The 22656-nt window shown below is 44.3% G+C and carries 17 protein-coding genes and 1 tRNA gene; 5 read left to right on the top strand and 13 right to left on the bottom strand.

Annotated elements, in window-relative coordinates; all coding sequences use genetic code 11:
- Nucleotides 1-177 precede the first annotated feature (177 nt).
- Nucleotides 178-1320 carry a tyrosine-type recombinase/integrase gene (locus AB5642_RS11610; RefSeq protein WP_368371637.1) on the top strand — a complete coding sequence of 381 codons (1143 nt, stop codon included), beginning with the start codon at nt 178-180 and terminating at the stop codon, nt 1318-1320.
- 340 nt (nt 1321-1660) lie between these two features.
- On the opposite strand, the gene AB5642_RS11605 is transcribed toward AB5642_RS11610, so the two are convergent.
- Nucleotides 1661-2041 (bottom strand): hypothetical protein, encoded by a 381-nt coding sequence (locus tag AB5642_RS11605; protein WP_195392017.1) that lies wholly within the window; start codon nt 2039-2041, stop codon nt 1661-1663.
- A gap of 177 nt (nt 2042-2218) precedes the next feature.
- Complete coding sequence (locus AB5642_RS11600) at nt 2219-3865, bottom strand: LCP family protein (protein WP_368371636.1); 1647 nt, start codon at nt 3863-3865, stop codon at nt 2219-2221.
- A gap of 315 nt (nt 3866-4180) precedes the next feature.
- On the opposite strand from AB5642_RS11600, the gene AB5642_RS11595 reads away from it, so the two are divergent.
- Nucleotides 4181-5062 (top strand): homocysteine S-methyltransferase family protein, encoded by an 882-nt coding sequence (locus AB5642_RS11595; protein WP_173736488.1) that lies wholly within the window; start codon nt 4181-4183, stop codon nt 5060-5062.
- Between the two features lie 117 nt (nt 5063-5179).
- Here the strand turns inward: AB5642_RS11595 and AB5642_RS11590 are convergent, their stop codons facing one another.
- The 10 genes from AB5642_RS11590 to AB5642_RS11545 all read right to left on the bottom strand — a co-directional run bounded on the left by AB5642_RS11590 (nt 5180) and on the right by AB5642_RS11545 (nt 17976).
- A complete protein-coding gene (locus tag AB5642_RS11590; RefSeq protein WP_243249322.1) occupies nt 5180-6487 on the bottom strand; it encodes a DUF362 domain-containing protein in 1308 nt (435 codons plus the stop codon).
- 90 nt (nt 6488-6577) lie between these two features.
- Nucleotides 6578-8278 (bottom strand): phosphoenolpyruvate--protein phosphotransferase, encoded by a 1701-nt coding sequence (ptsP, locus tag AB5642_RS11585; protein ID WP_368371635.1) that lies wholly within the window; start codon nt 8276-8278, stop codon nt 6578-6580.
- Between the two features lie 284 nt (nt 8279-8562).
- Complete coding sequence (locus AB5642_RS11580) at nt 8563-9591, bottom strand: spermidine/putrescine ABC transporter substrate-binding protein (RefSeq protein ID WP_195409888.1); 1029 nt, start codon at nt 9589-9591, stop codon at nt 8563-8565.
- Between the two features lie 73 nt (nt 9592-9664).
- Nucleotides 9665-11512 carry an extracellular solute-binding protein gene (locus AB5642_RS11575; protein ID WP_215660859.1) on the bottom strand — a complete coding sequence of 616 codons (1848 nt, stop codon included), beginning with the start codon at nt 11510-11512 and terminating at the stop codon, nt 9665-9667.
- 9 nt (nt 11513-11521) lie between these two features.
- Nucleotides 11522-12343, bottom strand: coding sequence for an ABC transporter permease (locus AB5642_RS11570; RefSeq protein ID WP_148461825.1), 822 nt, complete (start codon nt 12341-12343; stop codon nt 11522-11524).
- Nucleotides 12343-13386, bottom strand: a complete 1044-nt coding sequence (gene potA / locus AB5642_RS11565) for a spermidine/putrescine ABC transporter ATP-binding protein (protein ID WP_195379445.1) — start codon at nt 13384-13386, stop codon at nt 12343-12345. Before potA ends, AB5642_RS11570 begins: the two co-directional genes overlap by 1 nt.
- Before the next feature lie 107 nt (nt 13387-13493).
- Nucleotides 13494-14399 (bottom strand): ABC transporter permease, encoded by a 906-nt coding sequence (locus tag AB5642_RS11560; RefSeq protein ID WP_334285869.1) that lies wholly within the window; start codon nt 14397-14399, stop codon nt 13494-13496.
- The gene (locus tag AB5642_RS11555; protein WP_330663578.1) at nt 14396-15373 is read right to left on the bottom strand and encodes an ABC transporter permease; all 978 of its coding nucleotides are present in this window, start codon (nt 15371-15373) and stop codon (nt 14396-14398) included. The genes AB5642_RS11560 and AB5642_RS11555 overlap by 4 nt, the downstream gene beginning before the upstream one ends.
- Nucleotides 15373-16521: an ABC transporter ATP-binding protein gene (locus AB5642_RS11550; protein ID WP_195392011.1), complete on the bottom strand. Its 1149-nt coding sequence runs from the start codon at nt 16519-16521 to the stop codon at nt 15373-15375. Before AB5642_RS11550 ends, AB5642_RS11555 begins: the two co-directional genes overlap by 1 nt.
- A gap of 447 nt (nt 16522-16968) precedes the next feature.
- Entirely contained in the window at nt 16969-17976 is a 1008-nt protein-coding gene (locus tag AB5642_RS11545; protein WP_243249544.1) for an Rpn family recombination-promoting nuclease/putative transposase, read from the bottom strand.
- A 149-nt stretch (nt 17977-18125) separates the two neighbouring features.
- Between AB5642_RS11545 and AB5642_RS11540 the strand changes: the two genes are divergently transcribed.
- Both AB5642_RS11540 and AB5642_RS11535 read left to right on the top strand, forming a co-directional pair.
- Complete coding sequence (locus AB5642_RS11540; protein ID WP_118578965.1) at nt 18126-18611, top strand: ureidoglycolate lyase; 486 nt, start codon at nt 18126-18128, stop codon at nt 18609-18611.
- Nucleotides 18612-18739: 128 nt separating this feature from the next.
- Nucleotides 18740-18812, top strand: a tRNA-Thr gene (locus AB5642_RS11535).
- A 151-nt stretch (nt 18813-18963) separates the two neighbouring features.
- Here the strand turns inward: AB5642_RS11535 and glgB are convergent.
- Entirely contained in the window at nt 18964-21291 is a 2328-nt protein-coding gene (glgB, locus tag AB5642_RS11530) for a 1,4-alpha-glucan branching enzyme (protein WP_173736651.1), read from the bottom strand.
- 214 nt (nt 21292-21505) lie between these two features.
- Between glgB and AB5642_RS11525 the strand changes: the two genes are divergently transcribed.
- Nucleotides 21506-22480, top strand: coding sequence for a carbohydrate kinase (locus AB5642_RS11525; protein ID WP_368371634.1), 975 nt, complete (start codon nt 21506-21508; stop codon nt 22478-22480).
- The last annotated feature ends 176 nt before the right edge of the window (nt 22481-22656 follow it).

Genomic DNA, 22656 nt, shown 5'->3' with positions numbered 1-22656 from the left:
CGCGAATAACAGGGAAAGTCAACCAATTATAGCGACTATAGACTCTTTTTGTCGAATTATACCATAATTTGTTCCAAATTCACCTTTTTCCCATTAGTTTTTCAAAGGGATTTTTTCGATATAAAATAATTGCGTGGTCAAATAATTGGTACATACTTATAGAATAAGGAGGCAGCTATGTGCAGAAAAGGTGAAAACATACGCAAACGCAAGGACGGGCGCTGGGAAGCCCGTTATATCAAATACCGTGATCCGGAGGGAAAAATCCACTACGGTTCCCTCTATGGCAAAACATATGGCGAAGTAAAGGACAAACGAAACAAAAAAATTGCAGAAGTGCCAGGCTATGGACATCTGGTGCGAAACCCTGGCATTTTGAATTACCAGGCTACCTTCGAAACAGCCGCTGAGCATTGGAAACAGGAAATCCGCTATACCATCAAGGACAGCACTTTTTCTAATTATGAAGCAATCCTGAAGAACCAGCTTCTTCCGGAGCTTGGCAGCACCCGGATACGGAAAATCAGCAATTCTCAGATCACGCAGCTTATTCATAAGAAAAAAGAGCTGACATTGTCTGCAGGAACCATTCATGTAATTTTAAGCGTACTCCGCAGCATTTTGAACTTTGCAGCAAAGGGAGGCGTCTATACCAGTGAACCAATCCGCTACCCCCATTTGGCTGGCACCAGCCAGGAGGTGCAGATTATGAAGCTTGCAAACTATAACCAGCTGGAGAAATTTCTTATTGACAATATCAGTGATTTCCATTTCGGTCTGCTGCTTTGCATGCATACCGGCATCCGTGTAGGCGAACTCAGCGGCCTGCGCTGGGAAGATGTGGATTTCGCCCAGCACAAAATCCGCATACAGCGTACTGTGATCCGCATCAAAAATCTGGATCAGACCGCCAATCCGGACACTGGAAAAATCCCAAAAACCATTCTGTATATCGGTCCGCCGAAGACAGAACATTCCAACAGGGAAATTCCATTGCCAGACAAGCTGCTTTTTTATGCGAAATGTTTTCGCAAAGATGGCTCCGCATATATTTTGTCTGGAACTGCCAGATGCATGGAGCCGCGGGTCATCCAACGCAGATATGCAGCGCTGCTAAAAACATGTGAAATTCCCCCCATTAAAATCCATGCTCTCCGGCATCAGTTCTCCTGTCGCTGGGTGGAACATGGCTTCGATACCAAGTCCCTGTCCGAAATACTTGGACATACTTCCGTGCGAACCACACTGGATCTGTATGTGCATATCCAGGCGGAAACGAAGCGACAGTATATGAATCAGATGATGGAGCAGGCAATATAACAGAATAAACAATTTCAGAAAAGGCAGTTATACCAGAGAATTCTCTTGTGAGAGACCTCTGGTGTGACTGTCTTTTTTGCTGTCTGGAAAAGGTGACCGGATACTGAAAAATCTCAATTTCTAAAATAAGGGGTCTTTATTCGGGGTCGATAGTCCAAATTGTACTGATTTTCTGCTTGTTTGCAGCGCAAATACGCATTACTGAAATAATGCGACTTGGAGGTCATCTTTTTTTATTGTTTCCAGTTGGGTGGTGGGTTATGCAAATTTGCTTCTATATGTTTCTAACATAGTTAGGGCCGGGAACGATCAGGTAAGTGATGTCCCGGCCAGGTTTTATTTATTTTATACCAAATTCTTTCATGAGTTTTTTCTGATATTCTTCATCTTCTGTAGCTTTTATACAATCTTCAATGCGATTGGAAGAAAGTAATTTTTTATTCAGCGTATTTAAGGCTATACGCTCCTTTTCACGTCCATCTTTCTCTATCATCTGTCCCAATCTCGTCATTGTCATCGCCTCCTTAATCTCATCAAGTTCTGCTCCATCCAAGAACTTATCTGCCAGAGTATACAACATAGCCATCACTTTATCCGCCATGTCATTATGCTCTTCTTTCGCTATAAAAATCCCTTCTTTAATTTTATCTTTACGGCTCATCTGTCCACCCATAAGTGGTATCATACTAAGCTGTGCGATGTCATCTTCTGTAAAATCCAAGAATGTAAACTCAGATTCACCCGCCTTTCCTTCTTCTATATCCCCATTTTATCACAATATAATATAAAAATCATCTTAAAAGTTTATAAATTTATCAAAAAAGAAGCAAACCACGTTATATAATGATTTGCTTCTTTCTATATTTAGATTCCTCTCACCAGAGGAATCTCATTCTCTTTACTGCTGTGTAGTAGTATCAGCTGCGCCTTCGGTTGTAGTTCCATCTGCAGCAGTGGTATCTGTCGCAGCCTGTGTCTCGGCTGCTACTGTACCTGGCTCGGTCACAGTTTCTGTGGAGGTGCTGTCAGTGCTTGTGCTTCCACTAACTGGTGCGTCAGCTTCCTCCTGGGTAACCACTTCACCGTTGCGAACCTTTTCCATAAGGCTCTTAGCCTTATCAACAGTGTTATAATCCGGAACCATAACATATGCCTTCTGGCTCATGGAATATGGTTTCTCAGTAGCACCGGTACCATTTACACTGTAGGAAACGATTGTCCAGTCGCCCCCATTGGTAAGCTGCTGCTGAAGGATCTGTGCGATCTCTTCATATGTGATGTTAGTACCGAAGCATCCATCCAGACTGGAAAGAATGGAGGAATAGCTGGTAAGGATTTCCGGAGAAAGTGCCTTCTTCACAACACCACGGATAACCTCCATCTGGTTCTTACCACGCTGGCGGTCACCCTCCTGGAATGCGTAACGCTCTCTTGCAAAGATAAGCGCCTGCTCACCATTCACATAATTCTCACCCTTGTTAAAATGATAACCCAGAATATTCTTGGAATCAAAATCATAATCTGAATTAACGGTAATTCCGCCAAGTGCATCGATTACCTTCACAAATCCACCGAAGTTAATTCGGAAGTAATAATTAATGTCAATATCATACAGCATTCCCAGAGTATCCATACACACATCGATTCCATAAATACCGGCATGTGTCAGCTTATCCGGTGCACCTCCGGAAATAGAAAGCGGTACAAAGTAATCACGAGGTGTGGAAACCAGCAGGATCTCATGTGTATCTGTATTCACAGTGGCAATAATATTTACATCGCTTCGGCTCTTAGCTGTCATCTCACCTCTGGTATCAATACCACTGAGATAGATGGTGTAAACCTTACCGCCATTAGCAGTGGTGATCGGCTCTATAGGGGTGGACTCTTCTGCAGACTGAATTGTGGATTCAACGTCTACTGTTCCAACCTCTTTTATCTTAGTGCTGAAATCTGTGTATCCGTCCATATCCTCGTATACACTAAGATATCCGCTGTTCAGAAGCATAGCATTTACTTCACCGTTTAGGATTCCGTCAGCAAGCTCGGTCAGACCTGCGTACTCTTTCGTCTGTACCTCTGTGCCGAATTCGCTGTTCAGGTGTGCTACCGCGCCATCTGTGTTCTCACGGTCAAGTGAGGAAAGAATACCATAAGTATATCCGGCAGTTGCCTCTACAGAATCAGCGGCATCATCGTTCTTTACATAAACAGCCATCTGTGTGACCTCAGTGGTCTCACCGGAAATATTGCTGATGGCGGATCTTGTCTTATTAATATAGAAACCGCCGAATGCCAGAATGGCAATCATGATCACTGCCAAAACAGTTCCGCCAATAAAGCGGCCTGTGTATCTGGTATGCCATACCAACAGCCAGATAATGGCTGCGATCACCGCAAGTACAATGCCGATGATCAGCATATAAATGGTCGGGATCATCTTGGTCATTGCCAGAAGTCCCATAAAAACAACAGAAAGCATAATGACGATGATGGTGATCACCGCGCCTGGTATCCAGTCGTTTCTTCTTCTCCTTCTACTCATCTTTTAGCTCCTTTTTTATTTCTTTTGTCATTAAGGGCTGCTGTTCACTTTATAGTCAGCACCTATCAAAAGCATATCTTATATTTTATACGCTGACAACTGGAAAATCAAGTTAAATAGTGTTATAATACGAAAGATTTATAAAATTTTTTTATGAAAACGTTATAACTTCCAGGACGCGGACAGGAATATGACGAAATCAACCGTATCCGGCAGGATAAATGTTCGCCAGATAGTTGCAGACCACAATGGGCGGCATGTTATGCAAATATCATTTGAATGCAATATTCTGCCAATTTAAGGAGGAATTACAATATGACAAAACAAGAGTTTCAGGAACTGGCACAGAATATTGTTCTTCTGGACGGCGCTACAGGTTCCAACCTGATGGCTGCCGGCATGCCGAAGGGGGTATGCACAGAGGAATGGGTGCTGGCGCATAAGGATGTGATCCAGAATCTTCAGAGAGCTTATATCGAAGCGGGAAGCAATATTATCTACACTCCTACTTTTGGCGGCAACCGTGTAAGCCTTACCATGCATGGTCTGCAGGACCGTATGGAGGAGATCAACCGCACTCTGGTTTCCTATTCAAGAGAAGTCGCGGATACGGCAGACCATAAGGTTTACGTTGCTGCGGATATTACCACCAGTGGTAAAATGATGGCTCCTGCCGGGGAGATGACCTATGAGGCAGCTTTCGAAATGTATCAGGAGCAGATTGGAATTCTGAAGGATTCCGGCGTGGATCTGATCGTTGCTGAGACCATGATCAATATCGAAGAGACTCTGGCCGCTGTGGATGCTGCTTCCACAGTTTGCGAGCTGCCGATTATGTGTACCATGACGGTAGACGCAGACGGAAGTATTTTCAGCGGTGGAAATGCTATCGAGGCTGCTGTTTCCCTGGAGGCTGCAGGTGCAGATGCTGTGGGCGTGAATTGCTCTGTTGGTCCGGATCAGCTGGTTTCTGTTATCCGCAATATTAAAGAAAATGTCTCCATCCCGGTCATTGCCAAGCCGAATGCCGGTATGCCGTTCATTGATGATAATGGAAACGCCGTTTATTCCATGAAAGCGCCGGATTTTGCCAGACATGTGAAAGCTCTGATTGATGCAGGTGCCGGTATTGTAGGGGGCTGCTGCGGTACCACACCGGAATATATCAGGGAAGTAGCGAAGATGATCGGACGATAAAATACATAAGCCACTGTAGAACGTCACAACTTAGTTGACGTTCGGTAGTGGCTTTTCTTCTTTATCTCCGAAATTACTCTGATGTTTCTCCGATGTTCCCTTCGGAGTATTTTACACTCACTTCACCTTAATCGCTTTCTTCGGGCACATTTCCTGACAGCAGAAGCAGCGAATACACTTCTTATAATCATAAACAGGCGGATTATTTTTGTCATTTCGAAAATCTACCGCTTTGCCGGGCACAGGGCAGCTGTTTACACAGATTCCACAACGGATACATTTGTCAGGCTCAATGTATGGTTTCTTCTGGAAAATATTCAGAGCCTTGGCAAGCTTTGTCCAGACATTGTTTCGTACTTTCGTGCGATCCACATTGAAATTGGGATTGCCATATTTTTCTATTAATGCTTCCATCGAAATCACATTACAAACCACGTCAATACCAATCTGCTTTTTATCTACAGAAACCTTTGCATTCTGGCGCTGCTTCTCGCGCCCAGTTATTTCACTTCCTTCATCACACACTGCTGATGCCGAAGGATTCTCCTCAACTACCACAACCTCAATATTTTCTTCCCTGCAATTTCCCAGTCCCATCTTCTCCCCATGGTAATTGGTAGGAACCATCTCCGGTTTCAGATAAACCAGTCTTGCAAACACACTGTCCAGTGCCACCGGATCTGTGGACATCAGAATCAGGTTCATGGCTACCGGGTCTCCGGAGCCCGGTCCATTTCCCTCCATTGCAGTGATTCCATCCATAATATAAAGTCTTGGCTTTACATACTGGTTCAGATCAATAAGCATCCGGGCGAAGCTGTCCGCGCTGGGATATTTAGTATGACCAATGGCCTTATTTTTCCCATATACAAATCCATAGCTGTTCTTCACTGCTCCTGTAATTCGCTCCAGAGCGTGGGTTTTCATTTTGGAAAGAGAAATCACACACTCTGCCTCCAGCAGTTCTTTCGGAAGGATAAATTCCTTCGCCTGGACACCATCCGGATTTTCCACACGCACGCCTTTCGTATAATCAATAGCCGGAATCTGATATTTTTCCAGATAAGTGTCCATTCCGGTGCCCTGGATTACCTGTTTCGTAGTCCCGTGACCACAGGAATCCGCAAGCACAATATTCTTATAACCTTCCTCATGTAGAATCCTGGCAAAGGCACCCACCACAACCGGATGCGTGATGACCGCTTTCTCCACTTCTGCTTTTTTCAAAAGGTTAGGCTTCAAAAGGATTTTTTCTTCTTTATTTATAAGGTTGTCCAGACCTCCCAGCTGAGCCAGACCATTTTTCATAAGTGTATAAATTCGTTCTTCGTCGTAAGCTTCACAGGGAAGCACAATTACTTTGCTTTTTGTGTTCATGTTTCTACCCATATTTTCAAACATACAGCCTGTAATCTGGATCTGCATGTCTGGTGCTCTCGTTTTATTTTGTAATTATTCTGCAATTTTTCACACATACATGCACGCCTCAATACAGTCGCAGAAGATAAGCTAAGATCACATTTCTGCGATACAAACCGCCCTCAGTGCCTTCCTCACTGGTAATATACATGCCGGTACCACAGACAATGCATCTACCCCCATCTGCAAAAATGTCTCCGTCAATCTGGTATCCGCTGCCAGTTCCCCACAGAGACATACTTTACAATTCTGCGCGTGTCCTGCATCTACAATCATCTTTATCATTTTCAGAATTGCAGGATGATGATCATCATATTTCTTCTGTAAAAGCGGATTCTGACGATCCATGGCCAAAGTATACTGGGTCAGGTCATTGGTTCCGATTCCCAGAAAGTCCACACGTTTCGCCAGTTCTTCCCCGATCATCACTGCAGCCGGAGTCTCCATCATAATTCCAGTCCGGATTTCCTTAAATGGTACACCTGCTGCCTTCAGCTCTTCTTTTACTTCCGTCACCAGAGCTTCAACCTCATCCATTTCCTCTTCCGAACAGATCATAGGGTACATCATCCCCAGATTGCCATACCGGCTCGCACGGTAAATGGCACGGATCTGGGTTTTAAACAGGTTCTTCCGGTCCAGACTGAGACGGATTCCCCGATTACCCATGAGAGGGTTGGTTTCTACCGGAATTTCAAGGTAGGAAGCCTGCTTATCAGCCCCGAGATCGGCGGTGCGGATAACTACCAGGCGGTCGCCCATAGTCTCAGCAGTTTTCTTATATGCCTGAAAAAGTTCTTCTTCCCCGGGATAATTCTCCCTGCCAAGATACTGGAACTCGCTTCGCAGCAGTCCGATTCCCTTTGCCCCATAATAAAGGGCGCTGTTTAAATCATCCAGACTGCCAATATTCGCGTAGATTCCCACTTCACGTCCATCTTTCGTAATATCGCCCTTGTCTTTCAGCTTCAAAAGGGATTCCCGCTCTACCAGATCTGCTTTTCGGCGAATCTCGTATTCTTTTCGTACCTCATTATCCGGTTCCAGATAGATGGTTCCCGTATATCCGTCAATAATGGCAATGCTGTCTTCCCACTCTTCTTCTGACTGTGGAATCCCAATACCTGTAACACAGGGAATATCCATATTTTTCGCAAGGATCGCAGCGTGAGAGGTAGCAGAACCTTTGCGGGTGACAATACCCAGAAGCTTCTCCTTATCCATTTCCATCAGTTCTGCAAGAGAAAGGGCATCTGCTGCCAGAATGACTGGTTCCTCTCCCAGATCAATTTTGTTCTCATCTTCCCCGAGAATCTCCAGAAGGAGACTGGAGATGCGGCTTACATTGTGGATTCGTTCCTTTATGGTCGGATCGTTCAGCCTGGAAAAAGTACTCTGCATCTCATCTCTTGTGGTCTGCACTGCATAAGCAGCAGTCACCTTTTCCCCTGTGATCATACTCTGTACCGCACGGAGAAAGCTGCCAGAGCCCAGAAGCTCTGCCTGCTCCAGGATCTGGTTTGTTCCATTTTCCCCATTCACTTTCACAATTCTATCCAAAGGTTGGGGTTCCATATCCAATTCAGGATCAGCTGTGTCCATTTGCTTTTCTGACATTCTGTCATACTCTTCCTTCAAGGTCTGCATCACATGCCGACGAGCCACATCAAAATTCTTCAGTTCCTTTTTTACATCATCTGCTTGATGCTGTCGGATCTGATATTCACCTTTCCGATAAAACCTGATTTTCCCAATGGCAATCCCCGCAAAGGCGGAAGCTCCCTTGTATATTTCCATTTTGTTTCTCCTCTAAAAAACTCATTTATTTCTGTAAATAATAATCACACACTGGCGAAGCTTTGTCAATATCCGTGTTGTTCACTCTGTCCCCGGAAACATATATGTGCAAGCATTCTCCACCTCCAGCGACCTCTCTCCTTCCGCTGCAGTGCAATCCTGCCCGGTAGGACTTTTCTATTACATAAAAAAGAGCCTGCACAGTGATTTATCCGTTTTCCCCGAACAGCTCACTCACAGGCTCTTTCCCGATTTTATCCTTTTACTGGATTAATGCAATTCAATTAATCGCAGGCAGCCTTAAACTCAGTCCAGTTCTTATTATACTGTTCCTCAGCTTCCTGACTTACATTCTTAATACTCTCACCGCTTGTTACACTGTCCGGAACCACCAGGCTCTCGTCTACCAGCTCGTCTGCTGCCTTGTTGGTGCAGTAGTAACCGATATAATTGAAGCACTGTGCAGCAACCTCCGGTCTTAAAATATAATCTACAAACTGGTAAGCTGCATCTGCATTTGGAGCCTCGCTTGGAATAAACATTCCCATAACACCGAAGCCAAGACCTTCCTCCGGATAAACCACCTTCAGATCCGGGTTCTCTGCCAGAGCTGCAGTTACCTGGGAGGTGTAAAGGAACGCTACAGAAGCCTCTCCGTTCAAAAGCGCATTCTGGGTATTGTCATCCTGGATCATACGCACATTGGGAGCCAGCTCCACAAGCTTCTCTCCTGCCTCTGCTATAGTATCCACGTCTTCTTCATTCATGCTTTTTCCCATGGTGAGAAGAGTAATTCCGTTAATAACACGATAGTTGCCGATCAGCGCTATGCTGTCCTCCAGAGACGGATCCCACAGATCAGAATAGCCCTTGATATCAATGTCCACTTCCTCCGGATCATATACGATCAGCGGAATACCAGCGCCGTAAGGTACGGTGTACTCGTCCTTCGCATCATAGAACTGTCCCTGATAAAGAGGATTGATGTTTCCCCAATTGGAGATTTTGTCTTTGTCAAGCTTGGTGGCAAGACCTTCTTCCACGATTTTCTCAAGGATGTAGTCATCTGCGATTACCACATCATAGTCTCCGCCTTTTGCCATGGAAACCTTCTCCAGCATGGTCTCGTCAGTGTCAAAGTTGGAATATACGATCTTACAGCCGGTTTCTTCCTCAAATCCGTCCAGAACCTCCTGCGGGAACATTCCTTCCCAGGTATAAAGGACAAGCTCTGAGTCAGCTGCGTATACAGGTGACAGGCTGCCACAGATTGCTGCTGCAGCAAGAATTACCGCAAATACCTTTTTCTTCATAATCATTCTCCTCTTCTTCAAAAACACAGCCGGCTTCTGCCAGCCACGTTTCCGTTTTTATAAATTTCCATGTTTACTCTGCCTTGATCTTCGTCCACAGCTCCGCATATTTCTGCTTGATCTTCGGTTCCTGATAACGGAAGATCTCGCTATTTGGATTTTCGAAATCCGGGATGTAGGAGGAAACGCCCTCATACTCTCCGGTGATCATAGTTTCGTAAACACTCTTTACAGGAGAAGTATAACCTACTTCTTCCGTATTGGAAAGAGCAGATTCTTCATTTAGCATAAAATTAATAAACTGATGGGCAAGCTCTGTCTCATTGCAGTCCCTTGTGATAACCATTGCATCATACCAGTTGTTGGTTCCCTGGCTCGGTGTGAAGTAATCCATATTCGGATTTTCGCTTATAATATAAGAAGCATCTCCGGAATAAACAACTGCCATAGCCTTGTTTCCGGAAATCATATTGTCAATGACGTCATCACCTGCGTAAATCGGGTCCATGGTATTTCTCTGGTCAACCAGCCATTGGTAAGCTTCCTGAATCTGATTCTCATCTGTAGTATTCATGGAATATCCAAGAGCCTTCAGTGCGATCATAAAGGAATCCCGCTCAGAATCATACATGTAAATATTTCCTTTATATTTGGTATCCCTGAGAAGATCCCAACCCTCCTGAAGATCTTCCGGATCAACCACAGTCGTATCATAAAGAATACCAACCGTTCCCCAGAAATATGGGCAGGAATAACGATTTCCCGGATCATAGCTTTTATTCATGACCTCATCCATCAGGCTGCCCTTATTCGGGATCAGATCCCAGTCAATATACTGTAAGTAATCCTCTTTAATCAGACGCTCGATCATGTAATCCGAAGGGATCAGCACGTCATAGGACTCACCGCCGGAAAGCTTGGTGTACATCATTTCGTTGGATTCGAAGGTTTCGTAAACTACTGTACAATTATATTCCTGCTCAAACTGTGTCAGAAGATCCAGATCCATATATTCTCCTGCATTATAAACCTTCAGGACATGGTTCTCCGCTGCACTGCCTCCGCACTTGATCAGTCCGAAGCCAAGGGCAAAAACCAGCAGAAGGGCGATTACGCGCTGAATCTTTTTCGCATGCTTGCTGGCATGCTTTTCCAGGAGCTTTGGAAGCACGTTGGCAAAAACCATGACAAGCACAATGACCAGGATTACAATTGTGGACAGGGCGTTGATGGTAGGGTTGATTCGTTTGGTCATATTATAGACCACAATGGAAATATTCTTTACACCGTTTCCGGATACAAAGTACGAAATTACGAAATCGTCAAAGGACATGGTAAATGCCAGCAGCGCACCGGCGAAAATGCCATCCTTAATCATGGGCACGATTACCTTGGTCAACGCCTGGAACGGAGTTGCTCCAAGGTCCATGGCTGCATTTGCCAGGTTCGGGTCAAGGCTTCGCACCTTGGGATAAACACTGGTGATCACATATGGCGTACAAAAGGAAATGTGTGCCAGCAGCATGGTAAAGTACCCTTTCCGAAAGCCCAGTGAAGAAAACAGAAGCATCAGTCCGATTGCAGTAACAATATCCGGGTTCAAAATGGGCAGGTTGTTGATATTTAAAAGTGTTTCCTTTAACACCTTCCTGGACTTGGAAAGACCAATTGCAGTGATGGTTCCCAGCACTGTGGAGATCACAGTTGCCAGGATGGCGATGGTCACAGACACGTAAACCGCTTTGCTGACTTCTGTATTGTGCAGCAGCTCTGTATACCATCTCATGGAGAATCCCGTAAACCTGGTCAGGGATTTGGAGGAATTAAAGGAAAAAATCATGGTCACCAGGATTGGCAAGTAAAAGAATACCAGACAGATGGCCACATAAAATCTCTGAAAAAAGCTTATTTTTTTCTGCATGATACTCTCCTACTCTCCTTTTTCCTTGTCCATCCGCTTCATCAGACTCATGGAGATCAAAATGATCACCGCCAGAATCATGGAAATGGCACTTCCGAAATTCCAGTCTCCAACTGAGATAAACTGGGACTCGATCAGGTTTCCGATAAGCATGTACTGTCCGCCTCCCAGAAGCTTCGGGATAACGAAGGAGGAAATGGCAAGAAGGAAAACCATCATAATACCATTTACCACCCCTGGCAGGGACAGCTTCCAGATTACCTTCCAGAAGGTCTGGAAACGGTTGGCTCCCAGATCGTAGGCTGCCTCGATCAGGGATTTATCCATTTTATTTAAGGATGTATGGATAGGAATGATCATAAAGGGCATAAAGTTGCAGATCAGGCCTACCATTACGGAAAAATCCGTATACATCATGCTGATAGGTCCCAGTCCGATTTTTGCCAGAAGGTTATTGATGATTCCGTTATCTGCAAGAAGATTCATCCACGCATAGGTACGAAGAAGCATGTTGATCCACATTGGAATGGTTACCAGCATAATGAGAAGTCCCTGGACTTTCTCAGAGCATCTCGCAATGATCAGGGCAAGGGGATAGCCAAGCACCAGACAGATAAAGGTGGTGAGAAGTCCCAGCCAGAAGGATTTCAGGATCACATTCAGGTAGGTAGCTTCCAGGAATTTGGCAAAATTCCCCCAGGTGAAGGAAAGTGTCATTACTTCATTTCCTTCTGTGGTGAACGCATACAGGGCAATGAGAAACAGTGGGATCACAAGGATAACAATTGCCCAGATAAAGTAAGGAATGATCAGGCGCTTAAACTGTTTCATCAATAAGCTCCCATTCTGTACATGACGTGAATGTCTTCCGGTCCGAATTTCAGTCCTACCTGGCGGCCCACTTCCGCATAATCGGTGGTCTGAACTTTATAGGTGCGCAGTTCTGTCTCTACGAGAATTTCGTAATGAACGCCTTTGAAGGTGACGTTTCGGACAACACCGTTGATTTTCGCCTGAGATGGTTCCACAATGTCAAGGTCCTCAGGACGAAGCACAACCTCGATTTCTTCATTATCCTCAAAGCCTTTGTCCACGCATTCGAATTCAAATCCGTCAAACTGAACCAGATAATCTCTGATCATAATTCCTTCTATAATATTGGACTCTCCAATGAAGCCTGCTACGAAACGGTTTTCGGGCTCGTTGTAAATATCGGTAGGAGAACCGATCTGCTGAATTTCACCGTTATTCATAACGACCACAGTATCAGACATGGAAAGGGCTTCCTCCTGGTCATGGGTAACGTAAATGAAGGTAATTCCAACCTCCTGCTGGATTTTTTTCAGCTCAATCTGCATCTGTTTTCGTATTTTCGCATCCAGGGCGCCAAGAGGCTCGTCAAGAAGAAGGATTTTCGGCTCATTTACCAGCGCACGGGCAATGGCAACTCGCTGCTGCTGTCCGCCGGAGAGCAGGGTGACATCTCTTTTTTCGAAACCCTCCAGACCTACCATTTTCAGCATTCTGGTGACTTTCTGGGCGATCACGTCCTTGTCCACTTTTTTCAGATTCAGACCGAATCCAATGTTCTCTGCCACATTCAGATGGGGAAAAAGGGCATATTTCTGGAAAACGGTGTTTACCTCTCTCTTATATGGAGGCAGCTTGGAAATCTCAATTCCGTTAAACAATACTTCGCCGCCGCTTGGCTCCTCGAAGCCTGCAATAATACGAAGGGTTGTGGTCTTTCCACAGCCACTTGGTCCCAGAAGGGTGAGAAACTCGTTCTCATAGATGTCCAGATTGATTCCGCGGAGAACCTGCTGGTCATCAAAGTTTTTTGTGAGGTTTTTCAACTCTATGAGTTTGTTCATTCGTGTGCTCCTTTCCGTCCCTAAGTGGAAATATCCATATATTTCCTTATGCCGTGAAAAAACCGGCTTTTATCAGGTGATTTTTTTCGCTGATTCCTGTGAGCAGACTACTTATACTTCCTCTTTAACTTCTTTATAAGAGAGTAAACAAGAAGAATCACCACTGTAAAAGCCAGCATAATCGTACACAGGGCATTGATTTCCGGCGTGACACCGGTTTTGATCTGAGTGTACACCTTAATTGGCAAGGTAGACAATCTCGGACCGTTAATAAAAATACTGATTACCACGTCGTCCATGGACATGGCAAAGGCAAGCAATGAGCCGGACGCAACAGCTGGCATGATCAGTGGCAGCGTAACGTCAAGAAAGGCTCTCATGGAAGTAGCTCCAAGATCCCGGGCAGCTTCCTCAAGGGAAGGATCCAGGCCCACAAGTCTGGCTTTTACTTCCATCAATATATAAGGAATGCAAAATACCGTATGTCCGATCAGCAAAGTAAGCATTCCGAAGGGCAGGTTCAGCATGTAGAAAAATGCCATCAGCACCATACCCAGAATAATTTCCGGTATCATAAGGGGCAAAATGGAAATGTACTCCAATGCGCCTTTTGTTTTCCAGTGAATCCGTGACAGGCCTACAGCGCCTAAAGTTCCGATAACTGCTGAAACCGCGCAGCTGGCCACGCCAAGGATCAGGCTGTTTACCAGTGCTTCCATCATGGCACTGTCTGCGAAAAGCTTTTCGTACCACTGGAGGGAAAATCCGGTGAGACGGACAGGCAGCTTGGACTCATTGAAGGAGAAAATGATGACTACGGCTACTGGGAGGTACATTAAGAAGAAAATGATACCAAGGTATATCTTCTCAAAGCGGGTGCTCCGTTTCATGCCAGAGCCTGTATTTCTCTTCTTTCCAAACTTTTTAACTAATGTACCGTTTTTAGCCTCGGCGCCTTCACCTTGCATTTTCGGATCCAGCACTTCTATTTCATTATTTTGTGTTTTTATCATCCCAGTCCCTCCACTTCTTTCGCATTGGTGACCTTGCGGTATAGCAGAATCATCAAAGTGGTAAGGATCATCATGATCACTGCCAGAGCTGCCGCAAAGGGCCAGTTATTTCCCCGGGTCATCTGATCCTGGATCAGGCTTCCTACCAGCACAACTTTGTTTCCGCCCAGGATATCTGCTATGAAAAACAGTCCCATAGATGGAATAAAGGTTAGGATTACGCCGGACAAAAGTCCTGGCAGGGTCAGCTTAAAGCTGACTGTCCAGAAGGCCTTTGCCTTACCTGCCCCCAGATCACGGGCGGCTTCTACCAGTGACCAGTCCAGTTTTTCCGCACTGGAATATACTGACAGAATCATAAATGGCAGTAACACATATATCATACCAATGACGATTGCCGGGTAGCTGTACATGATTTTCAGCGGCTTCTCGATCAGGCCAAGCTTTTTCAGCACAAAATTCAGAACGCCTTTTTTCTGAAGGATGATGATCCAGCCGTAAAGTCTGATCAGGGAATTTACCCAGAAGGGAAGCATAAGAAGAAGCATAGCTTTCTTTTTACCGCCTGCTGGTAATTTCGCCATAAAATAGCCAAAGGGATACCCGATCAGGGTGATAAAAACAGTACTTGTAATGGCCAGCTGGAAGGACTGGACAAAGGTGTCCAGGTACACTGGTTCCAAAATATTCCTGTAATTATCCAGTGTAAAAATCCACTGTACACCGTGGACTTCTCCGGGAGTGGCAAAGCTTAAGGCAACCATATAGATAAGAGGACAAGCCACAAAAATCAGGGTAAAAATGTAGAGTGGCAGAATCATCCAGATGGTGGCGCGGGTATGCCTGGTGGATGCAGCACTCTTGCTATTGCCGCGGATATTCTTTACAGGCGCAGATTCCTGGCTGTTGCCGCGGCTGTTCTTTACAGGTGCAAATTTCCGGCTGTTGCCACGGCTGTTACTGAGACCGCCCATCACTGAATTCCTCCTGACATATCAGCAGGCTCTTTCGTCTTAAACTCCCGATTTACTACAACTGCATTTCGCGGATCAAAATACCATTTTATCTGCTGACCTGGCTGAATGTTTGCATTCATGCCAAACCGGCTGGCTGTGATTTCTGTGCCGTCAGACAAAGCAAGCAGAACTCGCAGCTGACCTGCAGCGAAATTCTTCTCCTTCACAGTTGCGTGAAGATGTCTGCCAGTTCCCTCAGCTTCATTTTGCTCAACTACATTTTCCATTTCAGCTTCATCCAGCAGAATATTTTCGTTTCTCACAGCCAGGGTAAGCTGCTCTCCCACCTTTACAGTCTCTTCTGTATAAACGGAAACAGTGTCATTTCCTATTTCAACCTGTGCATAAGAACCATTTATTTCTGCAACTTTTCCTTTTAAAATATTGGCATTTCCCACAAAGGTTGCCACATAGCTTGTTTTCGGATAGTTGTAAATCTCATCCGGAGTGCCGATCTGCTCAAACTGCCCCTGATTCATTACCACGATCCGATCGGACATATTAATGGCCTCTTCCTGGTCGTGGGTGATATAGATAAAGGTAATTCCAAGCTTCTTCTGCAGTCGCTTCAGTTCCAATTGCATCGTCCGTCGAAGCTGCAGATCCAGAGCTCCGAGAGGCTCGTCCAGAAGCAGTACACGGGGATTATTTGCCAATGCTCTTGCAATGGCTACACGTTGCTTCTGTCCACCGGAGAGCTCCGCAGGTTTTCGTTTCTCGAAGCCTTCCAGCTGAACCAGCTCCAGCATTTCCTTAACCTTTTTCTTTATATCCGCTTTTGGTACTTTTCGTATTTTCAGACCATACCCGATGTTATCCGCCACGTTCATATGGGGAAAAAGGGCATAATTCTGAAATACCGTGTTCACATCTCTCTGGTTTGGCTCCAGATTCGTCACATCTTTCCCCTCCAGCCATACACTTCCGCTGTCCGGCTGCTCAAGTCCTGCGATGATGCGAAGAGTGGTCGTCTTGCCGCAGCCGGAAGCACCCAGCAAGGTGACGAATTCCCCCTGATCAATTTGCAGATTGATTCCCTGTAGAACATATTCTTCTGATGTAAAACTTTTTTTCAGATTTCTTAATTCAAGAAATGAGTCAGACATTTGTCTCCTCCTTTCTGGAGCGTGTTTGAAAATTATTCCTGCAGGCTTCCACAAATTGTGACACGCATTTTGAAGAAAGCCTTTTTTAACACGCTCTACTGTAATGTTAAGTGAAGTACGAAAAAAATACGGGATACCCCTATAGCCATACATTCAGAAAATCTCTATATAAACACGGTGCATGTTTATATAGCGCCATTACTGTATATTGCTATATCGGTAACCCGTATTCCCATATAATTCTTCAAAAAAAGGTACAACTTTTCTAAAAAGCCTGGGGCGGAATAACCTGACATGTACCTCATCTCCTTTGTTTGCAATCAAGGTGTATTCTATCATAGAATGAATCATTTGAAAACAGTTATTTTCCCATTGATAACATATTTTTTCATTTTCATTTAACAGATTAGGAGCAGAACCAAATTGGCTCTGCTCCCTTGCAAAATGTTATCCAATATTATATTTTTTACGTATTTCTTCTTTATCTTCTTCAGAAATTTTAAGTGCATCCATAGCCTGATCCACAGACCAGTTCATTGTTTCTGTAAGAGTTTTAATTGAAGAAACCAAACTCTCGCAAACTCCTTTTTCATAATTTCTCTGTGCTACATCGTCAAGAACATGTCCCACATCTGTTACCTCACTTTCTAAATCCATTTCCATTTGGATTCCAAAATCGTCCTGCAAAATCATCCTTTTCTCTGAAGCATTCCGTTTATCTGAAAGTAAAACTTCCAACATTCGCAGGATGCCAGACGCTTCTTTATCATATGCATCCCCAAGGCATATAATCACATTTGTCAGAAGATCGTAATTTTCTTCTTTTTCATGTACATTTCCTATCATATTTTCCTCTTTTAGAGAATACCGATTAATTGTATTTTTTCGGTAATTTGGAGGATTTATACATATGAATACGTTATATACCTTCTTTATCTTTTCGTAATGTGAGTTTGTAAAAACCGTTCCATACTGTGAAGAAACCATCCTACAACAATAATAAATGCTACGCTTAATGATGGGATACCCAGGATAATAATTATTCTGAGGTTCCACATTAATGATCAGACTCAATCGATTGTCAGTGCCTGGTATCAATGCACTAAAGCGAATATCATAGGTTACTGTTCCTTCCGCTATGGTCGTATCTTCAGTAGATAGTCCTTTTATCAATTCGGGAGTTTCTTCATCCGGATATACTGGAATTTCAGAAACATACAAATCTCCTTCTATGTATTTCTCTGCAATTTCCTGTATTGCACACTCCCTGTACTCCTGCAGACAGCTTTTCATAATCCATGCAAGAATAATCTTGTTTGACAATAATTTCTTACATGCGTTATCATACGCTGCCTTTTCTCCTGCGGTAGAAAGCATTTTGACAATTTGTTTGGTACTTTCATTCACCACAAGCCTTTCTTTATGAACTTTATCTACATTTTTATAATAACACATACTGCGTTCTTAAATCTATAAAACTTTTATTAAAAATATTAACTGCCTTTCTTTATTCACACTATCCATTTAAAGATATTTATTGAGCTTTTTCCAACACCATGATACAATAGCTTCAAGGGTTTTTACTACATTTGAGGAGGTTTACCATGAAAGAAATTACAGCTGTAAAAATTAATCCAACAGATTTTGCTCCCTTTGGCACCTACTGTTCCATGACTGAACCGGAAGGTTATCCTTTACAGGGCGAAATCCACAAATTTTATCCGGATCGTATCTCAGGTACTTGTATGGGAAGTATGGGATTTTCTCCCATTGCCGTACGCAAGGATGAGCGAATCGTTAAGATGGCAGAATACCACACAACCACCTGGGAAGGCATTGTAGCTCTGGATGATGATATGATCATTCATGTTGCTCCTGCATCTGCCGGTACGCCAGTCCCGGAACTTACAAAGGCCTTCCTTGTTCCCAAAGGATGTATGGTAAAGATCAATGCCGCTATCTGGCATTTATGTCCTCTGCCTGTAAACAACGATGTCCTTCATGCAATGATCATTTTACCGGAATGTACTTATGCCAATGACTGTACGGTAGTTGAGTTTGAGGAAAAAGACTGGTTTAAAATCGTATAATCAGAATTTTCACCCACGATAAATCAGAATTTTTACCCAAGATTTTCTTGACAAATGGCTGCTTATAACTTAAAATATCTTTTGTGTCTGATAAGTGTATAAATTTTTATACACTTATCATTCCATAAGCTGGAATAGCTCAGTCGGTAGAGCACTTCACTCGTAATGAAGGGGTCGTGAGTTCGAGTCTCATTTCCAGCTTTTTTTATTTGCATCAATCGGATATTTCTGATCTGCTTCGCTACTTGCTTATTGTAAAAAGATTCAAAAAGACTGCATTCCTCACATCTGAAATTCAGATATGTAAATACAGTCTTTTTTGCTATTTTATTACTTATTGGCTATTTATTTCTCATTTGCTATTTCTGTCTGCTTTGTTATTGTCATTTTTTACTGTGGCTCTTTTCTTCACTGTTTCTGCCTTTTTCTCTGCCTTGACAGCTTCTTCTACTTTCGTAGCTTTTTCTTCCTTTACTGACTTCTTTGCTGGAGTTTTTGCCTTCACAGTCCTTACCAGTTTTCCTGCAGTCTTATCTTTCGCAGTCTTATCTTTCGCAGTTTTCGCTGCGGTCACTTTCTTCCTGGCTGGGGCTTTCCCGGGAGTGCAGCTGTAAATGCTCACACCAAGTGCCGGCAGCTTCACCTTAATAGAATACTCCCGTTCATCGCACTCTTCTGCTTTTGCTGTCTTCACACGAGAATTCACTACACCCTCTCCGCCGAATTCTACTGCATCGCTATTAAAGATTTCTTTATATTTTCCTGCAAAAGGCACGCCCACCTGGTAATTCTCGTAGGGTATTGCGGCGAAATTACAGATTACAAGCAGCGTTTCCTCTGGTTTCTCTGTCTTACGCAGGAAAGTGATCACATTCTCCTCGTATTTCATCAGCTGAACCCACTCAAATCCGTCATACTCATCATCCATCTGATAAAGAGCAGGCAAACTCTTATAAAGGGTATTCAACGCCTGAATGCATTTGGCAAGTCCCTCCGGCATATCAGTCCCCGGTGCCATCATTTTACAGCCAGGATGCACCATCATATAGGAATAAGCCTCTCTCACCTGAGCCAGCTTCTGCTTCTCATCTCCTGGCAGCTTCGCCATAAATTCTTCCAGACTTCCTACGTCTCTGCTTCCAAGAGTCAGAATATAATGCTCAGAATATGCGTATAAGGTGGACAAAGTCAGCTGATCATGATAATTCTTCCGCAAAATCGGATCCACAGACAGATAAAAGAGGAAATCTCTTGTCCATCCGCCACTCCACTTATAATCAAATCCAATGTGATCATTCTCCACACTGTCAGTCAGCTCTGGCCACAGACCATCCTCCTGTGCGATCAGAAGTGCCCCTGGATCACGCTTCTTCAAAATAGAATTCAGATGCTTCAGAAATTCAATGGCTTGAAGATTCTCATTGGAGCCATACATATTCGGCGTCCATCCATCCTTTCTTCCATAATCCAGATAAAGCATGGCATCCACATCATCCATACGAAGACCGTCCACATGGAAAACCTCCAGCCAGAAACAGGCATTGGAAATCAGGAAATCCATTACCATAGGGCTGTCATAATTATAAAGCATGGTGCCCCACATCGGGTGGACTGCCATTTCCGGGTCTTTCACTTCATAAAGGGGCGTTCCGTCAAATTTCTCCAGACCGCCTGCGTATCTCGGGAACTGAGCCGGTGACCAGTCAAGGATCACGCCTATTCCCACCTGATGAAGCTCATCTACCAGCGCTGCAAATTCTGCTGGTGTGCCATAACGTGTGCTGACTGCAAAGTATGCAGATGTAGGGTATCCGTCTGAGCCATCCTCCAGAAATTCCATAACCGGATGAAGTTCCACATGAGTATATCCCTTTTCTTTCGCAAAAGCCACCAGCTCTTTTCCTGATTTCCACTGTCCCAGACTTGTCTCATAAATGGAAACCGGCTGCCTGCGGTCGTCGTATTTCTTACGTTCAGCCATCCAGCTGCTGTCGTTCCATATAAAATCAGAAACATCTGCCACAACAGAATTCCACAACGGTGCAGGCTGGGTTCTGTTTCCATAAGGATCTGCCTTCTGAAGGAGCACATCCCCTTTCGCCTTAATTTCATAACGATAGGCATCTCCCGCCTTTACTCCCGGGATAAAAAGTTCAAAAAGGCCTGACATGGGCATCTTATGCATGGGGAGTGCTCTGCCATCCCAATTATTGAATTCGCCAACCACACTTACCCGAACTGCATTGGGTGCCCACACTGCGAAATGAGTGCCTGCTACCCCATTCATCACCATGGGATGTGCACCCATTTTCTTATAGGCTTCATAATATACGCCGCCAAGGAAGGCTCTTTCATCCTCTTCTGTGAGAAGTCTGCCAAATGCGTAGGCATCCTTAAAGTTCTTCGTCTCCTTCTCAAACTCTACCTGAAATTCATAATCCGGAATTCTTCTGCCTGGGATCAGCACTGCATAATAGCCTGCCTCGTCCTCCAGCTCCATTTCATATTTCGTGCGCCCTGTAACCACTGCCGCAGCTCTGGCTTCCGGAAAAAAGCCCTGTATCAGCACACCATCCGGTGTCAGTCTCGGTCCCATCACATCTCTTGGCGCTGTCTCTTCCCCATATACAACCGCTTCAATTTCTGGCCAGTCCATATAATCATATACTGTTTTGCTCATAAGTCTCTCCATTTCCCCGCCAATTTTCACGGACTGTCGGATTTCCGGAAAATATGTTAATATTGTTATATTTTCCCGTCGATCCGACCATAATTTTGATAGTTCTATTTTACCATTTTAAGCGGGAAAAAGAAAGAAATTTGTTTGACAAATACACCCCTCTGCGTTAAATTATTGGTATATGATTTTGAAAACACCTAAGGAGGATTTTTCAATGAGTAATCGAAACTACGACGTAACTGCACTTGGCGAGCTTCTCATCGATTTCACAGAGAATGGAACCAGCGCGCAGGGCAACCCGATCATGGAAGCGAACCCGGGCGGAGCTCCATGTAATGTTCTGGCTATGCTTGAGCGCCTTGGCAAGAAGACCGCTTTTATCGGAAAAGTTGGAAAGGATATGTTCGGAAACCAGCTGAAGGCTGCTGTTGAAGAAGTTGGAATTGATACAAGAGCTCTTATTATGGATGAAGAAGTACATACCACACTGGCATTTGTCCACACCTATCCGGATGGAGACAGAGACTTCTCTTTCTATCGTAATCCAGGTGCTGACATGATGCTGACTATGGATGAGGTTCCGGACGACCTGATCCGCGATTCCCGCATTTTCCATTTCGGAACTCTCTCTTCTACCCATGAGGGCGTACGTGAAGCTACACGTCATGCCATTGAGGTAGCAAAAGAAGCCGGCTGTATCATCACCTTTGACCCCAATCTGCGCCCGCCACTCTGGAAATCCCTTGAGGATGCCCGTGTCGAGATTGAGTACGGTCTTACCAAATGTGACGTTCTGAAGATTTCTGACAACGAAGTGGAATTCCTTTTCGATACCACAGACTACGACAAGGGTGCTGCACTGATCGAAGAGAAATATCACATTCCGCTGGTTCTTATCACCATGGGTAAAGACGGAAGCCGTGCTTATTACAAGGGACGCCGCGTAGAATGCGCTCCATTCCTTCAGGAGCACACCATTGAGACCACAGGTGCCGGAGACACCTTCTGTGCCAGCATCCTGAACTATGTTCTGGAGCACGGTCTGGAAGACCTCTCCGACGAGAACCTGATGGAAATGCTTACCTTCGCAAACGCAGGCGCATCTCTTATCACTACCCGCAAGGGTGCTCTCCGCGTGATGCCAACTCGCGAAGAGGTTGAGGAATTTATTGCAGAAAGTGGCAGATAATCCACATAAAAAATAAAACATATAAACAATAAAAACAGGAATTCCTAACTAGAAAGAATTAGTTATTCCTGTTTTTATTATTAAAATATTTTTTTTTCTGGTTGAATGAAAAAGTAACTTCCACCATACATTGACACAGGTAAAATAAGACTTTTTTGCAGGACTAACGTCCATAT

This window comes from Ruminococcus sp. 1001136sp1_2201st1_G3_2201SCRN_220225 (genome assembly GCF_040924365.1).
GTDB lineage: Bacteria > Bacillota > Clostridia > Lachnospirales > Lachnospiraceae > Blautia_A > Blautia_A faecis.
This window is presented reverse-complemented; position numbering and strand designations above follow the sequence as displayed.